Genomic DNA, 19,667 nt, shown 5'->3' with positions numbered 1-19,667 from the left:
GACACAAGTCGCTCAGCGGCAGCATGTCGGGTCGAGGACCTGCCGTAAAGCTTGCAGAGCGTCGGCGTGGGCCCGGTAGTAGACATTCATGCCGCGGCGCTGGGGCAGGACCATGCCGGCCTTCTTGAGTTGTCCGAGGTGGTGGCTGACCGTGGGCTCAGACAATCCGACAGCAGTCGCCAGGTCGCAGGTGCAGACCTCCCCCGCGGCATCGGTGAGCAGGATCGACATCAGCTTGATCCGCACTGGATCGGCAAGAGCTTTGAGCCGCAGGGCGATCTCCAGCGCCGCGGCGTCATCCAGCGGCGAGGCCGAGACGGGTGCGCAACAGATGGGATCGGTCATGTCGATGACCGGAAGCGTCTTGGGCATGTACCCAATCCTACCGACCTCATTGACATATGTCGAAGAGGTTGGCACTCTGGACCATGTCAGTAGTTCGATGTATGTCTCACAGGTGGAGGTAGTCATGTCGCGCATGCAGCTCGCGCTCAACGTCGATGATCTGGATCAGGCGGTTGAGTTCTACTCGAAGTTGTTCAATGTGGCACCGGCCAAACGCAAGCCGGGTTATGCGAACTTCGCGGTCGCGGAGCCGTCGTTGAAGCTGGTGCTGCTGGAGAATCCGGGTAAGGGCGGCACGATCAACCACCTCGGTGTGGAGGTCGAGTCCAGCGATCAGGTGCACGCCGAGATCGCCCGGCTCAGCGGCGAAGGCCTGTTCACCGAGGAGGAGATCAACGCCACCTGTTGTTTCGCGACCCAGGACAAGGTGTGGGTGACCGGTCCGGCAGGTGAAAAGTGGGAGGTCTACACGGTGCTGGCCGACTCTGACACCTTCGGGACCAGCCCAACGCTGTTGGCGGACAACGAGACCCCTGACTCTGATTCTGCGGTGTGCTGCGGTACCGCCGGCGCTGCGCAGCCCGGCCAGTCCACGGTGAGTGCGTCGACCGCTTGTTGCTGAGAGGCCATTCCCGCCGGTCGGCGGGCACCCCTGATGGTGCCCGCCGACCGGTTCAGGTGGTGTGGGTCAGGCGGGTGGTGAGGTCGGTGAGTCGAGCGGCGATGTCGTCGCGGATCAGGCGCATGCGCTCGACGCCGTCGATCCCGCGCAAGGAGGGTTCATCGGTTTCCCAGACCTCGACGACGGCCCCTTCTGGTGGGGCGACCTGCGCGGAGGTTCCCAGTACGACGGTCAGGTCCGCCTCGCGCATCAGGTCGTCGGTGAGCTGGCGAGGGGTGTGGTCACTGACGTCGACGCCGGCCTCGGCGAGTACCTGAGCGGACAGCTCGTTGACGCGCTTGCCGATCGCGGCGTCGGTGCCGGCCGAGGAGGCGTTGATCGTTCCGTCGGCCAGCGTGCTCGCCAAACCTTGGGCCATCACCGACTTGCCCCGATTGCTCACGCACACGAACAGAACCGAGTGTGGTGTGCTCATCGCACACTCGCGGTGTCGTCGGCGGGCGCGATCTCGGCCAGCAGGTCGACCACGAGCGAACGAATCTGATCGCGAATCGGGCGCACCGCATCGATGCCTTTGCCGGCAGGGTCGTCCAGGGCCCAGTCGCGGTAGCTGACGCCGGGAAAGACCGGGCAGGCGTCGCCGCATCCCATGGTGATGACCACGTCGGAGGATTCGACGGTGTCGGGGGTGAGGATCTTCGGTGCTTGGTCGGAGATGTCGATACCGACCTCGGCCATTGCCTCGACAGCGGCGGAGTTGATGGCGTCGGCGGGGGCTGACCCCGCGGAACGAACCTCGACCCGACCGCCGCCCAGGGCGGTCAAGAACCCGGCGGCCATCTGAGAGCGGCCGGCGTTGTGGACGCAGACAAACAACACACTCGGTGTCTGTGCAGACATGGGAGCAGCTTCCTTTTCGGTGTGACGGGGTTATGCGGGGTGAGGGGCGAGCTCGTCGAGCAACCGTTGAACGCGGGTGTCGAGGTCGTCGCGAATTGCGCGCACCCGATCCAACGGCAGGCCTTCGGGATCGGTGACTGTCCAGTCGAGGTACCGCTTGCCCGGATAGATGGGGCACGCATCACCGCAACCCATCGACACCACGACATCGGCGGCGGCGACGACATCGTCGGTCAGCGGTTTGGGGAAGTCGTTGCCCAGGTCGATCCCGATCTCGGTCATCGCCTCGACCACGGTGGGGTTGATCGAATGGACCGGCGCTGAACCCGCCGATCGGACATGGACGCGGCCCGGCCCGGTGGGTCAACAGACCTGCGGCCATCTGCGACCGGCCGGCATTGTGCACACACACGAACAACACCTCGGGCACGTCTTTGGCGATCGCCCCGTCGGATTGCGCCAGTGCACGCAACCGGTCGGCAGCGAACCGGCTCGCCAACGAGGTCAGATGCGCCTGTACCCGCGAGGTGCGGCGCAGTGCCGCATACGACTCGAAAACGCAGCGCTCCACCGTTTGCCGCGACACCACACCCTCGTACTTTGCGGCCAAGTCCGCGGCAATCCGACTGAGCACGACGTGGGGCATGAGCAGTTCGGGCTGTGCGCGATGCTCCCCTGCCGCCAGGCGCTGATCCAGGGTCGAGTCGTCCATCACCGTGCCTCCGTGACCGAGCTCGGCTGAGCTGTCGATTGTGGGGCGGTGAAGCGCTTACGCAACGCCAGCGAGACGTACACCAATCCCACGAGGACCGGCACCTCGATCAGCGGCCCCACCACCCCGGCCAGGGCTTGGCCCGAGGTGGCCCCATACGTTGCGATCGCGACCGCTATGGCCAGTTCGAAGTTGTTGCCCGCGGCGGTGAACGCCAGCGTGGTGGTGCGTTCATACCCGAGTTTCATGGCAGCGCCGAACGCGTACCCGCCGCCCCACATCACGGCGAAGTACACCAGCAACGGAATTGCGATCCGGACCACGTCGAGGGGTTGCGACGTGATCTGATCACCTTGCAGGGCAAAGAGAATCACGATGGTGAACAGCAACCCGTACAACGCCCACGGACTGATTCTGGGAATGAACTTCGACTCATACCAGTCGCGTCCCTTGCTCCGCTCCCCCAGATACCGGGATAGGAACCCGGCGACCAGTGGGATACCCAGGAAGATCAGCACCGATTTTGCGATCTGCCACGGCGAGGCGTCGATCGTTGTCTGTTCCAGTCCCAGCCAGCCCGGCAGCACCGAGAGGTAGAACCAGCCCAGGACCGCGAACATCACGACCTGGAACACCGAGTTGATCGCCACCAACACGGCCGCTGCTTCACGGTCGCCGCAGGCCAGGTCGTTCCAGATGATGACCATCGCGATGCACCGTGCCAACCCGACGATGATCAACCCGGTGCGGTACTCGGGCAGGTCGGCCAGGAAGATCCAGGCCAGCGCGAACATCAACGCCGGGCCGACAACCCAGTTGAGAACCAGCGACCCGATGAGCAGGCGCTTGTCCCCGGTCACGGTGTCGAGGCGGTCGTAGCGAACCTTCGCCAGTACGGGATACATCATGATCAGCAGGCCGATCGCGATGGGCAGTGAGACACCATCGAGCGAGATGGCCGAGAGCGCATCGTTCAGGCCGGGAATCAGCCGGCCCAGGAGTAACCCGGCGACCATGGCCACCCCGATCCACACCGGCAAGAACCGGTCGAGGGTGGAGAGCTTGCCGACGACCGCGGGATGCTCTGGTGTGTTCGTAGCGGTACTCACGCGGTCACCAACGTGTCTGCGGTGGGATCCGCTGAACTCAGAATCGACGAAAGGTGCTGCAACGCAGCAGGAATGACCCAGTAATACACCCACGTTCCCCGGCGCTCGCAGTCCAGCAACCCCGCCTGCCGCAACACCTTCAGATGATGGGAAATGGTGGGTTGGGACAGATCGAACGATTCCGAGATGTCACACACGCAGGCCTCCCCGCCGGCATGGCTGGCCACCAAGCTCAGCAACCGCAGCCGCACCGGATCACCCATTGCCTTGAACATGCGCGCGAGCTCCACTGTCGCATCGGCACTGAGCGGTTCCTGCACCAACGGCGTGCAACACGCCTCGCCTGCCACGACAGGCAACACCTTCTGTTTCGACATACGTCTATATTGACAGACCTCAAACCACCGAACAAATGAACATCGGCTGAACGCGAACCGCGCCGACGCCGCCCCTCGCGCGGCGCCCACCTCCCGCCCGAGGCGTGGCAACGACCGCGGCCGCCGCGAAGAACGCCGTTCCTGACCCGCCGATTGTTCTACGCCCTGACCTGCGCGGCAAGAGACTCCGACCGACCCGCCGCCACGCGCTGCGCTCCCATCGCGGCACCGGGCCGCTCTCCGCTCCTGCCACATCCGGCCAGCGCGCACAAGCGGCCAAATATCAGGAAAGGCCAAACCCGACCGGACGCCAAAGAAGTGTGGATCTGATGTCGAGCGAACGACGTTGCGACTGAACATAAATCGACACACGATGTGTGAAAACAGTTGCCTAACAATGAAATACGATGTATCATCGAGTAATGATGGTGAGGCCAATGACCAATATCGCACCGGCGAATATTGCCTCTCCGCCAGCCACCGCGGCCTGACCCGCAAGCCCCCCCACCGGGTGTCGCACTTGCCGTCGACGACACCCAACTCCGCAACGCCGAACAAGGAGAACCAGGATGAGCCGTCCATCCACCACCGCCGCCACCAACGACCACACCCAGTGGACCTTCGGTGGCCTCGCGATCGCCGCCGACAACGCCTCACTGTGGGCAACCCAAGCCGCAGCGGATCCCGCCGACACCGCCGCACCCCAGGTGCAGGCCACACTCGCCGACGTCGAGGGCGATCTCGTCGTCTCCATCGCCGTCCCTGACGGCCTCACCTACGTGGCCAACTTCGACGAGGGCGTCATCCAGATCACCATGGCCAACATCCATTCGGACTGCTGCCAGAGGTGCGGGGAACACTTCAGCGATCCGCACGCACCGGACTGCGAGATCGGCGCTGCCGAAGAGGCCGCGCTCGCCGCCCAGGACGACACCGCCATGCTCGCCGCCCTCGAGGCCCGCGCCGAACGGCGGCTGCGATGACCTACACCCTCGACGCCGCTCTCGCCGACATCACGGCCGCCACCGGGTTGGTGTTCACCTACACCACCTTCGGCCCGAAGCGCAGCGGGCACCTCGCCTACACCCGCACGCGCGATGCCGTGGTGATGATCGACAACGACTGGCAGGCACTCATCGACAACGGCGCCGGTGTCTTCGCGCCGAGCAACCCGCGCCGCCCGCCCGTCCACCCGATCGTCATCGCCGTCTACGAAGACGGTGACTTCGCCTGCTGCCCGCTCGTGGAAGTGTCCACCCGGGACGCTGAGGTCGCTGTGCTTCCCCACCTGCTCGACCAGGCCCTCGAACTGGCCGAGCGCGCCCGCCGAGAGCACAGCAACCTCACCGACGACTACGACGGCCGCGGCGACCCCGAACGACGTCACCAGGTGATCTGACCCATGCCCGCCGAGACCCCACCCGACCCGTCGGCGAGCGCCGCCGACCACGACGCCGTGGCACTCACCGATGGCCACGGGTGGGCCAGCGACACCGGCCACGCCGAGGTCCTGCTGCTCTCGGCGCTGCTGTGGGCCACACCCGCCCACCACGACGACCTCGCCGACATCGTCGGCCTGGTCCGCGCCGAGGACTTCTACGTACCCGCCCACGGAGCACTGTTCACGATCATCGCCGAACTCATCGCCGACGGCGCCCACCGCGCGCACGACGCCACCACCGTCGCCCACGAACTACGCCGCCAGGGACGTGCGGCCACCCTCGGCGCCGAGCACCTCACCCGTGCGCTCGTCGCGGCGACCTCCGCCGGCGCCGACGGCATCCAGGCCCGCCACTACGCGGCGATGGTCGTCGCCGATGCCTACCGCCGCCGCTACCGCGCCGCCGGAGACGGCATCACCCACGCCGCCGACCACCTCCCCGAAGCCGAACTGTGGGACTACATGTGCGCCCACGGCATCGCACTGCGCGAGCACCGCACCCGCCTGGCCTCCCTGCGCCCGAACTGACACACCGAAAGGACACCGCCATGCCCACCGACACCGATACCCGTTACCCGGCCGCCGATCTGGCCAAGCTCCACGTCGACGCCTACACCCTGCGCCACGTCGACAACCTCACCTGGGACCAAGTCGCCGCCGCACTCGACGAACCCGTCGCGGTGGTCAAGGACTGGGCGCAGACCTACATCGACCGCACCGACGCCGCCGCCGCCGAACAGCAAATGTCGCTGTTCGACTGACCCATCCGACCGCCCTCGCTCGACGTCGTTCGGAGCCCGCCCCATGCGCATCCTCGCCCGTTTCGTCTCCCGCACCGTGCTGCGCCTCGCGGTACTCGCCGCGCTCGTCGTGGCAGCAGTCGTAGCCCTTAGTGGCGTCGTCGACGCCCTACCCGCGCCCGCCGACCTGTGGACACGGGCGACCACTGTTGCCGAGCCGTCGCGACCCTCAGGCGACACCATGCCCGCAGTAGTCACCCGTGTCGTCGACGGCGACACGATCGTCGTCTCCACCGACACCGATCCCGCGCTCACCGTCCGGTTGCTCGGCATCGACACCCCCGAGGTCCGCAAACCCCACACCCCGGTCCAGCCGTGCGGCCCGCAAGCCAGTGACCGCACTCGTGTGCTCGCCGCCCCCGGCGCCGCCGTGCGTCTCGAGTACGACCCCACCCAAGACCACACCGACCGCTACGGCCGCGCCCTGGCCTACGTCTGGATCGGCGACACGATGCTCAACCACACACTCGTCGCCGAGGGGTGGGCACGCACCTACGTCTACAACCACCAACCCGGCCGCCACGCCGACGCCCTCGCTGACGCCCAGCGCGACGCCCAGGCAGCCCGAGCCGGTGTCTGGGGCCAGTGCCCGCGATAGCCGATCCTCAGGCGCGCACAGGGGTGGGCGCCCGCAGCGGCGGTGCCATCGTGATCCACCGTCCGGTCCGCACGCGATGGGTCACAGCGAGCGCGATCACGCTCGCCGCAGCAACACCAACTAACCCCCAGAAAGCCAACGCATAGCCCTCGCAGATGTTGTATGCCGCGTGAGCCAGCGCGAACCCGATCACGAGCCGGTAGTCGCGCCACCGCCAGATCATGTACGCCGACACCACTGCCCACAGGGCCATGCTCACCCAGAGGCCGACCCCGTAGTACACGTGATAGGCCAGCCGCATCGGAACTAGCACACACAGCGCCGCGACCAAACCCGCGCGAGTCGACGGCAGCCACATCGCCAGCGCCGCGATCGGCACCGCGACCACGAACACTTCCTCACCGAACCCGGCCCGCAGGCCCGCAATCACTTGCGCCGCCAACGGACGCTGCGAGACCGTGGTCGCACCGTCGACGGCGGGTCCAGGCACAGCCAGCTCGACAAGCCAACTGAGACCCAGAGCGGCGTACACGCTCAGCACGTACACGCTCACGCACGCCACGTAGGTCGAGCGCGACAGCGGAGGGCGGCGAGTCCACTGCGGCCACGACCACCACGGCCTCGTGGTGAGTTCGCGAAGGATCAGCCAACTGAGGCCGCCGAACACACTCACAGCGACGACAAGCCACGCCCACGACAGCACTTCCCCAGACCACGAGAACGGATGCGTGGACGCGCCGTCCCCGTAGCGAGCGATCGCTGTGGAGATCCCGTCGCCGAACGCGGACGCGTACGCTCCGGCGGCGATCAGAAGCGCCCCCACACGCGACGCGTTGAACCACCAACGCCCGCTCACGATCGGCGAGTTCGTGGTTTCGAGGTCGAGCATGGGAGTCTCCTTCTGGCCTCGGGACGGATGACAGCGCAACGCGGTAACGGCCCCGTCGCGTGAGCGCCGCCGGGCACTAACACAAGGCGGTCTTGCTTTCAGAACAGGCCGAGTTGGTCGGCGGGTGTGGACGGCACGGGTTGGAACAGTCGGTGTGCCTGTTCGGGGTCGCCGCCGTCGCGTAGGTAGGTGCGCAGCATGATCGAGCGTGCGGCGCGGTCGATGGCGGTGGTTGGTCGTGATCCGCGGTGGCGGCCGAGGCCGACGGCGTAGGTGAGGTTGTTGGTCTGGGTGCCGATGCGCACGTGTGCGGAATCGACGCGCACGCACAGTGGTTCGTTGCAGTAGTGCTCGCCGATGTCGGCGGCGTCGGCACCGAGGTCGGGGTGCACCAGCAGCAGCGCGAAACGGTGCGCGCTGATGGCCCGTTGACGGTTGTTGCGGCGGAAGGTGAATCGGCCGTACCCGTCTGGCGAGCTGACCGCGCCGATCCAGTACCAGCAGCCGCGCGGTGTGAGGACGACGTGCTGCCAGAAGTGTCGCTCGGCGCGGGTATCGGGCATCAGCGTTGGGTCGGTGACCACACCCGGCGACGGTGTCGCGGTGCCGACCGTCAGGTCGGTGGCCGGCACCGCGAATAGGCCGAGTTGATCGTGGTCAGGGTCGACACTCATGGCCGAACCGTAGAACGCTAGGCCGACATCACCGCGGGATCGGATGGCTCGGTGCGGCCCTCATCGGTGGCCGCGTCCGGAGTGGCCGGGGCCGGTGTCGACTCCTGGCTCGAGGCGGCCTTTTTCGTTCCGACGGACAGGCCCGCCTCGCGCAGCAGCGTCTTGGCTTTGGCTGCGCTGATCTCCACGAGATCGGCCGCGCCACTAACACTTCCTACTCGCTCGGCGATCGCGGCAAGTGCGGTGGCTTTCGCCTTCGCTGACCGCTCGGTGATCACTCGCAGTTCTGCTTCGGCAGCGGCGAGTTCGGAGTCGGCTTGCAGGAACTCGGCGATGTTGGCCTCGTTGGCTTCCATCACCCGCACCTCAGCGGCGAGTCTGCGTTCGAGTTTCTCGCGTTCCTCGGCTCTCCGCGTCTCCAACGTGGCGAGCGTTCGTTTGCGCGCAGCAGCGCGCGCCTGACTGGCAGTGAGTTTTGAATTGTTCGACGGCATACCCGACACGATAACGCCGGCCAACGCCCCCTCGCCACCGCCACACGCGGCTTCTCCGTGAGCATTTCACCGTCCCTCCTCTTTCCCTCGCCCTCGTTTCCCGCCTCTCCATTCCGTTCGTCCACGCCCTCACCTGCACCAACACCCCCGATCACCCCTCACCTAGCACCTCACCCCACGAACCCCGAAACCCTTTAACTCCCACACACCTCTTGCATTCTGGATTCGTCCGACGAAATTAATGTGCCAGAATGCAGCCATGGCCGCTGCCGGGACGTGCGATCACTGCGGTGGCGTGCTGCCCGGAGACGGCGCGCCGCGGCGCGGTCGGCCGCGGCGCTGGTGCTCGACAGACTGCCGTCGCGCGGCCTGGGTCCGCCGCCACGACCGGCCCGCAGCGACCGGGATGACCGCCCAGGATGCGGTGGCCCAGGTGCTGGACTCCCCCACCGCCACAGCCGAACTCCTCGCGGGGTTGACCGCGCGGATCGAGGGCGGCGACGAGGTCGCCAGCGGAGTCATCACCGAGCTGGTCCGGGCCCACCACGCCAGCGTCCACGCGGTGGCCCGTACCAACGAGCTGCGCCCATTCCGGCGGTGACCTGAGTGACCGCGACCATCCACAAACTGACCGCCGGCGACGGGTATGAGTACCTGACGAAATCCGTTGCGGCGATGGACGCCACCGACAAAGGCCGGGTCTCACTCGCCGACTATTACAGCGCCAAAGGCGACTCGCCGGGGCAGTGGATCGGGTCCGGGCTGGCCGGATTGGCCGACGTCGGATCGGGTTTGGACGTCGCTGATGAGCTCGCCGAGGCGCGCACCGTCGAGGCGGGGTCGATGGTGTCGGCGGCGCAGATGAAGGCCCTGTTCGGTGAGGGTCGCCACCCCAACGCCACCGCGATCGAGCAGCACGCCGTGGCCTCCTCGGACTGCCGCGCTGCCCAGGCGTTGGCGGCGACGAAACTGGGCAACGCCTACGCCGTCTACAACGAATTCCCGGAGTTTCTACAGGAACTCGCGGTGGTGTTCCGCGACCACAACCTCGCCCGCGGCGAGCGGTGGGATGCTGTCATCGACGACGACACCCGGGCGGCGTTGCGCACCGAGTTGGGCCGCGAGCGATTCACGAAAACCTACCGTCGCCCGCCGCGGGATTCGCGCGAGCTGTCGGGGTTCATCGCGCAGGAAAGCCGTCGGCGTCAGTCGGCGGTTGCCGGTTACGACATGACGTTCTCTCCGGTGAAATCGGTGTCGGCGTTGTGGGCGGTTGCGCCGCTGCCGATGGCCGAGAAGATCGAGGCCGCCCACCGTCAGGCGGTCGCCGATGCACTGGCGTTCATCGAACGCGAAGCGTGCCTGTCGCGGTTGGGAACCGACGGCATCGCTCAGGTCGACACCGACGGTCTGATCGCCGCAGCGTTCACACACCGCGACTCCCGCGCCGGTGACCCGGACCTGCACACCCACGTCGCCATCTCCAACAAGGTGCGGGTACGTGACGCCGCCGGGGTCACCCGCTGGATGGCCCTGGATGGCACCCCGTTGTTCAAGGCCACCGTGTCGGCCTCGGAGGTCTACAACTCGCGCATCGAGCTGTACCTCCAGCGTGACCTTGGGGTGTCGTTCAGCGAACGCCAACAGGCCGATGCCCGCAAACGACCGGTCCGAGAGATCGACGGAGTCGACACCGAACTGATGGCCCAGTGGTCGTCGCGGCGCGCGGCGATCGAAGACCGTATCGGTGAGTTGTCCAAGCAGTTCTACGACAATCATGGCCGCGAACCCACCACCGGTGAGGCGTTCGATCTGGCCCAACAAGCCACCCTGGACACCCGCGACGCCAAACACGAACCCCGCTCCTATGCCGAGCAGCGCCACGCCTGGCGCGACCAAGCACGCCGCGTCCTCGGCAGCGACCGCGCGATCAGCAACCTCGTGCACGAGGCCACCCATCCCCGCTCCCGCACCCGTGAGCATCCAGAGTTCACCGACGAGTTGTGCACCGAGCTCGCCGCCAATTGCATCGAGAACATCTCGGCCACGCGCGCCCGCTGGCAGCGTCCGCATCTACGCGCCGAAGCCGAACGTCAACTGCGTGCACGCGACTTCGCGGGCATCACCGACACCGACGAACTCGCTGCCGCCGTGGAGCGCATCGTCGACACTGCACTGACCGCCGACACCAGCGTCGCGGTGTCGTCTGATGCCCTCGACGGCGACCTCAACGAACCCGAAGTGCTGCGCCGCGCGAACGGCGAATCAGTGTTCGTGCGTCACGATGTCGCCCTGCACACCAGCACCGACATCCTCGCCGCCGAGCACCGGATTGTGGCTGCCGCCAAGCGCTCCGACGGCCGCCGTCTCGACGAGACGACCGTCGAGATCGCGTTGCTCGAGCAAGCCGCCAACGGCCGCGAACTCAACGCCGGCCAAGCCGCCATGGTCCGCGAACTGGCGACCTCCGGGCGCCGCGTGCAACTGGTGCTGGCCCCGGCCGGGACGGGTAAGACCACCGCCATGCGCACCCTCGCCCGGGCGTGGACAGACAGCGGCGGAACCCTCATCGGACTGGCCCCCACCGCCGCCGCGGCCGCGGTGCTGCGCGAGGAACTCGACACCACCACCGACACTGCCGCCAAGCTCGTCCAACTCGCCCACGCCAGCCGTGACCGCGCCCTGGCCGCGACCCCGCACTCACGCACCGTCGGCAACCCTGAGCTCGCCGCGCAGGTGGCCGCAGCGAGAGCGAAGCTGGCCGACCCCGCCTACGTCGCGCCCAAGGAACCGGACTGGTTCACCCGCATCGGACCCGACACCCTCGTCGTCGTCGACGAGGCCGGAATGGCCTCCACGGCCGACCTCGATGAGGTGATCCGGTGCGTGGCCGCGCGCGGCGGCAGTGTGCGTCTGGTCGGCGACGACCAACAGCTCGCCTCCATCTCGGCCGGCGGTGTGCTGCGCGACGTCGCCCACGAAACCGGCGCGCTCACCCTGAGTCAGGTCGTGCGGTTCTCCGACGCCGCCGAAGGTGCGGCGTCGCTGGCCCTGCGCGACGGCGACCCCGCCGCGCTCGGCTTCTATGCCGACCACGGGCGCATCCATGTCGAGTCCGACGCCGTGGCCACCGACGACGCCTATCGGGCCTGGTTGGGTGACCGCGCCGCCGGACGCGACACCGTCATGCTCGCCGCCACCCGCGACACCGTCAACGCGCTGAACGAACGCGCCCGCGCCGACCGTCTCGCCGCCATCGACCCACACCTGCACGGGCCGGAACTGCGGCTGTCTGATGGGTTGTCGGCCAGCGTCGGCGACATCATCAGCACCCGCAGCAACCGCCGCGATCTACGCGTGTCGGCCACCGACTGGGTGCGTAACGGCGACCGGTGGCGGGTCACCCACATCGGCGCCGACGGCACCCTGACCGCCCAGCATCTCGACCTCAACCGGCACGTGCAGCTACCCGCTGACTACGTCGCCGAACACACCACCCTCGGCTACGCCTCCACCATCCACGCCGCCCAGGGCATGACCACCGACACCTGCCACGTCATCGGCTCCGACGCCCTGGACCGCCAACTGCTCTACGTCGCGATGACCCGCGGCCGCCACGGCAACCACATCTACCTGCCCACCACCGAAACCGACCCGCACAACGCCACCACCCCCAAAGCCCGCCACCCCCAGACCGGGCTGGAAACCCTGGCCGCGATCCTCGGCCGCGACGGCACCCAACAATCGGCGACCACCGCCCAACGCGAAGCCGCCGACCCGTTCCGGCGCCTGGCCCGCGCCGCGGCCGCCTACGACCACGCCCTCGGTGCCGCCGCCGAACACGCTCTCGGCGCAAAGGCGCTGCGCGACCTCGAACACGACGCCGACGCCCTCTACAGCACCCACACCGGCACCCCCGCAGGCACGCTCACCGCGTGCGCGGCCTGGCCCACCCTGCGCACCCACCTCGCGACGCTGGCCCTCGGTGGCGACGACCCGATCGCGCGCCTACAGGCCGCGATCACCCACCGCGAACTGGCCACCGCCGCCGACCCTGCCGCCGTGCTCGACTGGCGACTGGACCCCACCCAGCAACACTCCGCCGGGGGCGGGCCCCTGCCCTGGCTGGCCCGCATCCCCGCTGGATTCGACGACCCCCAGTGGACGCCCTACCTCACCCGCCGCGACGCCCTTGTCACCGACCTCGCGGCCGCCGTCACCGAACGCGCCACCGCCTGGGACACCACCACCGCTCCGATGTGGGCGCGTCCGCTGCTGCTGGCTGACCCCGAGCGCGGCCGCGAGCTCGTCGCCGAACTCGCCGTGTTCCGTGCCGCCCGCGGTGTCGACGACACCGACCGGCGTCCCGCCGGTCCGCGCCCGGACTCCATCGCCCTGGCGCGGCGTCACGCGGCATTGACCGAGCGTGCCGACGCGCTCATCACCACCACCGCCGAGGCCGCCCGCTACGCCGACCTCGCCCGCGACCTCGACCCTCACCTCCTCGCCGACCCGTACTGGCCCGAACTCGCCGACCACCTGTCACTGGCCGCCCGCGCCGGCCTGGACGTCGACGCCCTGGCCCGCGACGCCATCGCCGACAACCCGCTGCCCACCGAAATGCCCGCTGCTGCCCTGTGGTGGCGCCTGTCCGGACAGTTGGCTCCCGCCGCAGCCGAAGCCACCAACACCGGACTGCGGCCCGACTGGGCCGACCACCTCGTCGGGATCGTCGGGGACCGCGCCGCCGACGCGATCCTCACCGACCGGGCCTGGCCCGCACTCGTGGCCGCGGTCAGCGCCGCCGACCCTGCCCAGTGGACCCCCCACGAGCTGCTCGACCTCGCCGACACCCTGCTCCACCACGGCGCCGCCGACGACGGCCACACCGTCCGCCTCGACGAGTACGCCCGCCTGCTCACCTGGCGAGTCGAACTGCTCGTCACCCACAGCAGCCACGCCACCGACCTCACCCCGCCGCCCGAGGCTCCCCCCACCCCCGAAGACGAGGCCGCCGCCGAAGCAGCAGCCGAAGCCGCCGGTCTGTCCGACCCCTGGGCCGATACCCTCACCGGCCAGCCCGCCGTCGACGCCGACCACGAGCTCGCCGCCGTCGACGAGGACTACCTCGCCGCGCTCACCGCCACCGAACCACCGCCCGAACCTGGCGTCGACGACCTCGACGTCGCCGAGTTGGACCGCTACGAGGACCTCGACTTCGACGACTTCGCCGCCGACGTGGTCGCCGCACCGGATCGTTTCGCCGCACCGTCCGACCTCGCCGAATGCATTGCGCTGCGTTATGAACTGACCGCTCAGCTTGCCGAACTCGGCACGAACATGGCGGAGCTGCGCGAGGCGATCAACGCCGGCACCAGCGCACACCAGCAAGCCATGGCCCCGCACGTGCTCGCGTTGCGGGCCGCGGCCGATCACCAGTTCGCGGCGGCCGCCGACACCGCCGGCCACCACCACGACCTGATGGTCGCCGAACAACTCATCGAAGATCTCACCAACCAGGCAACCGAACTGCGCCGCACCGCCGCTCAACTGCGCGCCGCCGACACCACCGACCTCGACCCCCTCAGCGACGACGAGGCCCCCGACCTCGCCGCGCTACGGGCCGAGGCCGACGCCACCGCTCTGGATTGGCGCATCACCGCCGCGGTCGCCGACCGCGACGCCCTCGCCGCCGTCTACGCCGACGCCAACACCCGCCTCGAGGAAGCGATCGCCGAATCCGGTGGTGTCCGCGTCACCGACACCGACGTCGAACTCATGCGCCTGCAAGCCAGCGAACTCGACGAACTCAACCTCGCCGACCTCCGTGCTCGCCGCGCCGACCTCACCACCCGCATCTACCGAATCGACAACCGCCTCAACCACGTCCACGCACTCACCCACACCGCCCACCACCACCGCGACACCTACCTCATGCCCACCCCCGCCACCGGACCCGTCGCCACACCCGACGCGGTCACACCGTCGGCAACCCACCCCGCCACCGAAGCCACCGCCACCGCGGTCGTTGAAGACGTTGATGCCGAACTGCGCGACTGGCTGCGCGCGGACCCACTCCGCGCCATGAGCGACGACCAGCTCACCGCCCACCTACGCACCCTCACCCGCCGCCACACCCTCGCCGTCGACGACCTGAGGACCAGCCGACCAGCCACGGACCGGGCCTCCCGGGTGCGCGCCGACCACGCCGACCTCGCCGCCGCCGTCGAACGCATCTCCGCCGCTCGCGCGGCCGGAAGTGCTTTCGCCGACTCGGCTACACACCTCGCGGGGGCCCGCGCTGCGCTGGCGGGACTGCCGCCAGCCGGACGCGGCCGCAAAGCACGCGCCGAGCACGACCAGCACCACCAGCGCCTCGCCGAGGCGGTCGCCGCGGCCGAGCGTCAGCATCAGTACCTCGCCGCGGCCCACGAACAGACCCGTCGCGACGTCGGTGTTCCCGAACATCAGTGGGACGAACTGACCGCCCGCGCCACCGATACCGCCACGCTTGCCGGCGAACTGGATGCCGCCGAGCAGGCCGATGCGCGTGCCCGGCTTCTCCATCAGACGGCTATCGACGCCCGCGACACCGCAGCCACCGGCATCGCCGACGCTCGCGCCGAACTCGACCGTCGCCACACCCTCTCCCCGGAAGACCGCGCCGCCGAAGACGCGATCCGGGCAGTCGTCGCGCCGACGAACAGCAGGGATACCTCTCGGACAGCATCACCGCCATCACCTGCGCCTGTTGTCCACGACCTACCGCAGGGACGCGAGCGAGGACACGATCACGGCCTCGGCGACTAGCCCGCCCACACTGAGGCCGCCTGTTGGACTCGGCCCGGGGCAATCCGGTTGGCTTCCGGTCGACTTCGCCACGCAGTCGCGCCGGACCGCCGTGGCGTCATCGCCTCGGGTTAGCGCGCATGACGTCATCGTTGAGGGTGAAGGATGCGCTCTGGCTGTCGCTACGTCACGACGGAGGATCGATCCTGAGATGTCACTCGCCGATCCGGACGGCTGCGACTTGGTTGGGCGCGGTGCAGGTGTAATACGAGTCTGCACGTGAGCGTCCGTCGACGATCGGCCATTGACACGCCCAGCCGTCGACGGTGAGAAACAGGCCCTGGCCCTGGCCTTGGCCCTGGGCCTGGCCGATCGAGTCGAAGTACTTCTGGCTCACGGTCATTGCGGTGGCGCAGTCGATCGGTCCGTTGAGCACGATGACGGGTTGCTCCCCGGTCTCTGCGGGCACATAGCCGCAGATGGTGCCCGCTGGCGCCGCAGTGGGTGCGGTGGGTGGGCTTGTTGTTCCGGTGATCGGCGGACTCGACACGACAGGGGGTTGTGTCGCTGGTATCTGCGTCGTCCACTCCACCGAATCTGATCGTTCGTAGTCCACGAACGGATCGGCGGTGTCGGCCCCGTTCTCGGTGCTTTGCCCGCAGGAGGTGAGCCCGAGCGTCATCACCCCCGCCGCAAGCAGGGTGACTGCGACCCTCGCCGCCCGCTGTCGTGAAGTCGCCATGCGCGCGAGTGTATCGCCGCGTGTGGCCGCGGACTGGCGGCTTCTCCGCGAGCGGTTCAGGTCGGGTCGCGATCTGGCTGCTGGCACTGTGCGGGTTTCTCAGGACGGTGTAGGTGGTTGGTATTGCCGGAGCATCGCGGCTTCGAGTGTCCCTGTGTCGGGGTCGATCACCAGACTCCAGTGCCCGCCGCGGATCTGCACATGGCCGTGCTGGCACAGGCCTTCTCGGGCGGTTGCAGCCAGGTAGTCCTCGACTCCGACACGGAGCTCGTTGGAGGGCGGCTCGTCGAGCGCGGCGACTGAGTCGTGAACCTTCGTTCGGGCGGTCTCGTAGACGACCATGGACGGATAGTCGACGTGGGGCAGCTCCTCGGCGAAGCGGGCCAGCGCCGGGGTCGACCGATTGGTAGCACTGAGGGCGATGAGTTCGTCGCGCTGCAGTATCGCCACATGCGGCCGCGGCGGCGGGAAGCCGCGAAAGACCCCGTCGTCGTCGACGGCGTCGGCGAAGTCACGAAAGCCCATGTTCGAGATTGACAGGTTGTTTTCGACCGACTGCACCTGCTCGGGGATGACGCGGAAGGTCCGGCCAGGTTCGTGGCCGAAATCAGGACGGCCGCAATCGATCACCAGGATCGCCATCTCCGGATGGGTCATTGAGATCGAGTCAGCGATGAACGCGTAGTAGGGCGGGTCGTCACCGATCCGCTCGACAAGGGCCTCGACGGTCAGACCGTCGTTGTCTCGGTGGTCGATACACGTCAGCCTCGCCTCGAAAGTGGAATCGTCGTCCATGTCGCTGTCCACAGGGGCCATCGCCGCCAGCGCGAGCTCGCGCCAGCGGTGGTCGTCGCTGAAATCGGTGCGCACCAGCAGCGACACACCGTAGGGACTATGCAGGTAGTCGTCGAGGTCCCGACCAATCCCTAACGCGGAGACGATCGCAGCCTTGTCGTCGGCTTCCTGGCGGGCCGTGGCGGCGTCCCGAATGTCATCGACGTTGCCGGGCGGGTCAGGTAACACCACCTCGGCAAGGACTCGGTCGGCGTCCTCTGCGGAAATTGCGTTGTAGGTGCGCAATTCGACTGTCCACGGCCCGATCGTGGTGCGTCCTCGGGGCGCGTAGAGGTCCATGGTGAATCCAACTTCGGGCTCGCCTACCTCGGTCAACCAGCGGCGGATGCCGAACTGTGTTGGTGCCGTGGCGGACACCGTCACATCCAGCGCACCCGACAACGGGTCGCCGTCATCAGGCGACACGCTGATGTCCATGGGCAACCAGCCGACCTGAGTCGGCGGCATATCCATCAGTTCCTGCATCTTCTGCTGGTGTTCGAGCTGTTCCCGTGACTCGACGTACGCCTCGAACTCCACTGCCGGCCCGTCCCAGGTGAACAGCGCGGGGTCGAAGTCCTCGTCGAGCACCGGCGATTCCATCTGCACCCACTGCTCGCCTTGCCTCCATGAGAGCGCGATCCCCAACTCAGCGTCGAGCACCATCGTGATCGACGGACCGCCGTAGGAATCGTCGAACTCCACCTGCCAACCCCGCCGGCCCCGAACCTCGGCCTCGATCAACTGCTTCGGCTCACCGAACCGAGGTGGCCGTCCCGTCAGCTCCATTGGGGTCCAACTGCGGTACGCGGTGAACAACACCGTCGGAGACACGCCCGTCACTGCGACAAGGCGGTTCGGGTGCTTCGCGGTGTGCACAGCGACGCCATCCTCACCGAACACGTACTCATCGGTGGCGCTCTCGATATAGGAGGGCGACCCGTCAGCGTTCTCCATCCGCCACGACGTGGGCGGAGCGAACCACACCGAGCTGGCTGTCCCGTCACTGGAATACACCGTGCCACGGGCCGTTCGGCCCATCGTGCCGAAAGACAAACCCCGAATCTGCGACCACGACGTCATACCCACCAACCTAACCGGCGTCCCTCACCCTGCTCGCGACTTCAGGCTCTATGAAGTGGCCGGTGGCTGATCGCCGTCGTCAGTGCGGTCGGCGGCGCGTTGCTGCTGTTCGCGGGCGGTCTGACGTTGCTGCTCGGCGCGATCTCGCAACTGCTGCAGGAACTCCCGGTCTGCCTCAGGATCTCGCGGGACGTAGCGGCCCGGATGGTCGTATTCCGGGAACTCGCTGGCCGCACCCGAATGCTGCCGTCGTGGGCGTTCATCAGCGGCCGGGCGCCCGACCGCCAGCCACACCAACGCACCGACCAACGGCAGCATCACCACCAGGATTACCCAGGCGAACTTGGGCAGCCCGCGCACGGCGGCGTCGTCAGTCTTGATGATGTCGATCAGCGCAATTACCAGGATCACCAGGTAGATCAACCCGAGATACGGCACGTCCACTCCTTTGTCTTCACGTCGGTCACCAGACCTGCTGTATCCACAGCGGATGTCCGTTCAGGCTCTCGGTTCGGTCAACGTAGACCGCGATCACGACCCGCCCGCCCGGGTGGGCGGCGGCCTCGGAGATGACCTGGTGGCCGGTCACGTCATTCCAGCTGGCGGCTTTGTCCGGACGGTAGTACGCCCCCGCCCGATAGCGGGAGTCGTTGTCGAGGATGACACCCCAGTAATCGTTGCCCAGAACGGCATTGATGACCCGACCGGCGCCGAGGTGGGCGGCGGCCACGGTGTCGGCGTGGCTGAGTTCGATCACCACCACCCCCGGCTGCGAGGTCTCGACGATCCGCGCGGCCTGCGCCGGCGGACCCGCCAGTATCGCCCCACCGGTAGCTACCGCGAGACTGAACGCCGCACCCGCCACCCCCGCGCGTATCCCCGACCTCGTCATCATCGTGTATTCCCTTTCATAACCCCGACCTTTGTCATCGCGAAGTAGTGCTCGGAGGTTCACCCCGTCGACGCCTCAGTAGGAACGCGGTGAACGTCACTGTTGCGCTCACAGGTCCCTGTCCGGGTCGCGTTGGGGTTGTGTCCCGTCATCGAGCGGGTCGTGTCCGCTTGGTGTTGGTGGGAGCGTGTCGTCACGGCGATCCTGTGCCGGAGGACGGGCCAGCACCGCCCGCCCGGCAGCGCCGGTCCGCCCGATCGCACCGAACGGCAAAGGGTCGCACAGGCAATTCCTGCGCGACCCTTTGTGTGGTCAGCGGACTTTGCGTAGGTAGACGTCGCCGGTGGGGACGCCGCCAGCGAACAG

Annotated in this window: 20 protein-coding genes and 1 pseudogene; 8 read left to right on the top strand and 13 right to left on the bottom strand. The window is 67.8% G+C overall.

The genetic code is table 11. The features are described from left to right. Window positions 1-12 precede the first annotated feature (12 nt). Window positions 13-372, bottom strand: coding sequence for an Rv2640c family ArsR-like transcriptional regulator (locus tag Q9R39_RS23530; protein ID WP_035755474.1), 360 nt, complete (start codon window positions 370-372; stop codon window positions 13-15). Between the two features lie 97 nt (window positions 373-469). Here Q9R39_RS23530 and Q9R39_RS23525 point away from each other — a divergent pair, with 97 nt between their 5' ends. After that, window positions 470-967 (top strand): ArsI/CadI family heavy metal resistance metalloenzyme, encoded by a 498-nt coding sequence (locus Q9R39_RS23525; RefSeq protein ID WP_035755472.1) that lies wholly within the window; start codon window positions 470-472, stop codon window positions 965-967. A gap of 52 nt (window positions 968-1,019) precedes the next feature. Here the strand turns inward: Q9R39_RS23525 and Q9R39_RS23520 are convergent, their stop codons facing one another. The 5 genes and pseudogenes from Q9R39_RS23520 to Q9R39_RS23500 all read right to left on the bottom strand — a co-directional run bounded on the left by Q9R39_RS23520 (window position 1,020) and on the right by Q9R39_RS23500 (window position 4,065). After that, entirely contained in the window at window positions 1,020-1,442 is a 423-nt protein-coding gene (locus Q9R39_RS23520; protein ID WP_035755471.1) for a low molecular weight phosphatase family protein, read from the bottom strand. After that, complete coding sequence (locus tag Q9R39_RS23515; protein WP_035755467.1) at window positions 1,439-1,867, bottom strand: arsenate reductase ArsC; 429 nt, start codon at window positions 1,865-1,867, stop codon at window positions 1,439-1,441. The genes Q9R39_RS23520 and Q9R39_RS23515 overlap by 4 nt, the downstream gene beginning before the upstream one ends. A 30-nt stretch (window positions 1,868-1,897) precedes the next feature. Next, window positions 1,898-2,579: pseudogene (locus tag Q9R39_RS23510) on the bottom strand (arsenate reductase ArsC). Continuing rightward, on the bottom strand, window positions 2,579-3,688 hold the full coding sequence (gene arsB, locus Q9R39_RS23505) for an ACR3 family arsenite efflux transporter (protein ID WP_035755465.1): 1,110 nt from the start codon (window positions 3,686-3,688) through the stop codon (window positions 2,579-2,581). The pseudogene Q9R39_RS23510 and the gene arsB overlap by 1 nt, the downstream one beginning before the upstream one ends. Continuing rightward, complete coding sequence (locus Q9R39_RS23500; protein WP_035755463.1) at window positions 3,685-4,065, bottom strand: helix-turn-helix transcriptional regulator; 381 nt, start codon at window positions 4,063-4,065, stop codon at window positions 3,685-3,687. The genes arsB and Q9R39_RS23500 overlap by 4 nt, the downstream gene beginning before the upstream one ends. A 569-nt stretch (window positions 4,066-4,634) precedes the next feature. Between Q9R39_RS23500 and Q9R39_RS23495 the strand changes: the two genes are divergently transcribed. Genes Q9R39_RS23495 through Q9R39_RS23475 form a run of 5 tightly spaced genes read left to right on the top strand, consistent with a single transcriptional unit; the run spans window position 4,635 to window position 6,904 of the window. Continuing rightward, window positions 4,635-5,048, top strand: coding sequence for a hypothetical protein (locus Q9R39_RS23495; RefSeq protein WP_035755461.1), 414 nt, complete (start codon window positions 4,635-4,637; stop codon window positions 5,046-5,048). Beyond that, window positions 5,045-5,464, top strand: a complete 420-nt coding sequence (locus tag Q9R39_RS23490; RefSeq protein WP_035755459.1) for a hypothetical protein — start codon at window positions 5,045-5,047, stop codon at window positions 5,462-5,464. Before Q9R39_RS23495 ends, Q9R39_RS23490 begins: the two co-directional genes overlap by 4 nt. A gap of 3 nt (window positions 5,465-5,467) precedes the next feature. After that, window positions 5,468-6,034: a DnaB-like helicase N-terminal domain-containing protein gene (locus Q9R39_RS23485; RefSeq protein WP_035755458.1), complete on the top strand. Its 567-nt coding sequence runs from the start codon at window positions 5,468-5,470 to the stop codon at window positions 6,032-6,034. A 20-nt stretch (window positions 6,035-6,054) separates the two neighbouring features. Continuing rightward, entirely contained in the window at window positions 6,055-6,267 is a 213-nt protein-coding gene (locus Q9R39_RS23480) for a hypothetical protein (RefSeq protein WP_035755456.1), read from the top strand. A gap of 43 nt (window positions 6,268-6,310) precedes the next feature. Then, the gene (locus Q9R39_RS23475) at window positions 6,311-6,904 is read left to right on the top strand and encodes a thermonuclease family protein (RefSeq protein ID WP_035755454.1); all 594 of its coding nucleotides are present in this window, start codon (window positions 6,311-6,313) and stop codon (window positions 6,902-6,904) included. Between the two features lie 7 nt (window positions 6,905-6,911). Here the strand turns inward: Q9R39_RS23475 and Q9R39_RS23470 are convergent, their stop codons facing one another. The 3 genes from Q9R39_RS23470 to Q9R39_RS23460 form a co-directional block, all read right to left on the bottom strand. After that, a complete protein-coding gene (locus Q9R39_RS23470; RefSeq protein WP_035755452.1) occupies window positions 6,912-7,793 on the bottom strand; it encodes a hypothetical protein in 882 nt (293 codons plus the stop codon). Between the two features lie 98 nt (window positions 7,794-7,891). Beyond that, on the bottom strand, window positions 7,892-8,467 hold the full coding sequence (locus Q9R39_RS23465; protein ID WP_035755450.1) for a hypothetical protein: 576 nt from the start codon (window positions 8,465-8,467) through the stop codon (window positions 7,892-7,894). 17 nt (window positions 8,468-8,484) lie between these two features. Next, window positions 8,485-8,889, bottom strand: coding sequence for a hypothetical protein (locus Q9R39_RS23460; RefSeq protein ID WP_139114263.1), 405 nt, complete (start codon window positions 8,887-8,889; stop codon window positions 8,485-8,487). A 331-nt stretch (window positions 8,890-9,220) separates the two neighbouring features. On the opposite strand from Q9R39_RS23460, the gene Q9R39_RS23455 reads away from it, so the two are divergent. After that, entirely contained in the window at window positions 9,221-9,562 is a 342-nt protein-coding gene (locus Q9R39_RS23455; RefSeq protein ID WP_231381004.1) for a hypothetical protein, read from the top strand. Window positions 9,563-9,567: 5 nt separating this feature from the next. Further along, a complete protein-coding gene (mobF, locus tag Q9R39_RS23450; protein WP_231742675.1) occupies window positions 9,568-15,771 on the top strand; it encodes a MobF family relaxase in 6,204 nt (2,067 codons plus the stop codon). A gap of 193 nt (window positions 15,772-15,964) precedes the next feature. Here mobF and Q9R39_RS23445 read toward each other — a convergent pair whose 3' ends face one another. The 4 genes from Q9R39_RS23445 to Q9R39_RS23430 form a co-directional block, all read right to left on the bottom strand. Continuing rightward, window positions 15,965-16,492, bottom strand: coding sequence for a hypothetical protein (locus tag Q9R39_RS23445; protein WP_231381037.1), 528 nt, complete (start codon window positions 16,490-16,492; stop codon window positions 15,965-15,967). Window positions 16,493-16,591: 99 nt separating this feature from the next. After that, window positions 16,592-18,160: a DUF6924 domain-containing protein gene (locus Q9R39_RS23440; protein ID WP_311278353.1), complete on the bottom strand. Its 1,569-nt coding sequence runs from the start codon at window positions 18,158-18,160 to the stop codon at window positions 16,592-16,594. A gap of 297 nt (window positions 18,161-18,457) precedes the next feature. After that, window positions 18,458-18,847, bottom strand: a complete 390-nt coding sequence (locus tag Q9R39_RS23435; RefSeq protein ID WP_035755728.1) for a PLD nuclease N-terminal domain-containing protein — start codon at window positions 18,845-18,847, stop codon at window positions 18,458-18,460. Window positions 18,848-18,872: 25 nt separating this feature from the next. Then, complete coding sequence (locus Q9R39_RS23430; protein ID WP_139114262.1) at window positions 18,873-19,304, bottom strand: hypothetical protein; 432 nt, start codon at window positions 19,302-19,304, stop codon at window positions 18,873-18,875. Between the last annotated feature and the right edge of the window lie 363 nt (window positions 19,305-19,667).

Origin of the sequence: Gordonia sp. AC31, assembly GCF_031844505.1 — a bacterium.
Classification (GTDB): domain Bacteria; phylum Actinomycetota; class Actinomycetes; order Mycobacteriales; family Mycobacteriaceae; genus Gordonia; species Gordonia hongkongensis.
The sequence above is the reverse complement of the archived record's forward strand: the minus strand, read 5'-3'. Positions and strand labels throughout refer to the sequence as shown.

Excerpts from the sequence above, each read along its gene's own strand:
- Q9R39_RS23530 (WP_035755474.1), bottom strand. The coding sequence starts at position 372 with ATGCCCAAGACGCTTCCGGTCATCGACATGACCGATCCCATCTGTTGC.
- Q9R39_RS23525 (WP_035755472.1), top strand. The coding sequence starts at position 470 with ATGTCGCGCATGCAGCTCGCGCTCAACGTCGATGATCTGGATCAGGCG.
- Q9R39_RS23520 (WP_035755471.1), bottom strand. The coding sequence starts at position 1,442 with ATGAGCACACCACACTCGGTTCTGTTCGTGTGCGTGAGCAATCGGGGC.
- Q9R39_RS23515 (WP_035755467.1), bottom strand. The coding sequence starts at position 1,867 with ATGTCTGCACAGACACCGAGTGTGTTGTTTGTCTGCGTCCACAACGCC.
- Q9R39_RS23500 (WP_035755463.1), bottom strand. The coding sequence starts at position 4,065 with ATGTCGAAACAGAAGGTGTTGCCTGTCGTGGCAGGCGAGGCGTGTTGC.
- Q9R39_RS23495 (WP_035755461.1), top strand. The coding sequence starts at position 4,635 with ATGAGCCGTCCATCCACCACCGCCGCCACCAACGACCACACCCAGTGG.
- Q9R39_RS23490 (WP_035755459.1), top strand. The coding sequence starts at position 5,045 with ATGACCTACACCCTCGACGCCGCTCTCGCCGACATCACGGCCGCCACC.
- Q9R39_RS23485 (WP_035755458.1), top strand. The coding sequence starts at position 5,468 with ATGCCCGCCGAGACCCCACCCGACCCGTCGGCGAGCGCCGCCGACCAC.
- Q9R39_RS23480 (WP_035755456.1), top strand. The coding sequence starts at position 6,055 with ATGCCCACCGACACCGATACCCGTTACCCGGCCGCCGATCTGGCCAAG.
- Q9R39_RS23475 (WP_035755454.1), top strand. The coding sequence starts at position 6,311 with ATGCGCATCCTCGCCCGTTTCGTCTCCCGCACCGTGCTGCGCCTCGCG.
- Q9R39_RS23470 (WP_035755452.1), bottom strand. The coding sequence starts at position 7,793 with ATGCTCGACCTCGAAACCACGAACTCGCCGATCGTGAGCGGGCGTTGG.
- Q9R39_RS23465 (WP_035755450.1), bottom strand. The coding sequence starts at position 8,467 with ATGAGTGTCGACCCTGACCACGATCAACTCGGCCTATTCGCGGTGCCG.
- Q9R39_RS23455 (WP_231381004.1), top strand. The coding sequence starts at position 9,221 with ATGGCCGCTGCCGGGACGTGCGATCACTGCGGTGGCGTGCTGCCCGGA.
- Q9R39_RS23445 (WP_231381037.1), bottom strand. The coding sequence starts at position 16,492 with ATGGCGACTTCACGACAGCGGGCGGCGAGGGTCGCAGTCACCCTGCTT.
- Q9R39_RS23430 (WP_139114262.1), bottom strand. The coding sequence starts at position 19,304 with ATGATGACGAGGTCGGGGATACGCGCGGGGGTGGCGGGTGCGGCGTTC.